Raw genomic sequence first — 270 nt, 5'->3', positions numbered from 1 at the left:
GATTCACCCTGTTGCGTGCGCAGATTGAGGTGGGCTTCATCGATGGCCCCCATAGCGCTTAGCCGAAAAGCCAGCACGCCCTGATACAGTAGGTGGGCCTCTGCCGTAAATAGCTCGCTGACGGGCTGATGAATCAATTGGCTGTTTGAGCAACCAAGCAAGTGATTCAGCGTTTGGTTCACCTGCAGTATCCTGTCTTGCTCATCCAGGACGACTAAGCCTGAGGGAGCGAGCTGCCCCCAGTGAGCAAGATCCCCGATCGTGGGTGAC

At 56.3% G+C, this 270-nt stretch carries 1 protein-coding gene; it reads right to left on the bottom strand.

Going from position 1 to position 270, the window contains the following annotated elements:
* On the bottom strand, window positions 1-182 hold a 182-nt coding region (locus tag RMT89_RS43225), incomplete at its 3' end, for a hypothetical protein (RefSeq protein WP_315889233.1).
* Between the last annotated feature and the right edge of the window lie 88 nt (window positions 183-270).

The organism is Streptomyces sp. P17, from assembly GCF_032436805.1.
In the GTDB taxonomy this organism is placed as follows: domain Bacteria; phylum Actinomycetota; class Actinomycetes; order Streptomycetales; family Streptomycetaceae; genus Streptomyces.
The sequence above is the reverse complement of the archived record's forward strand: the minus strand, read 5'-3'. Positions and strand labels throughout refer to the sequence as shown.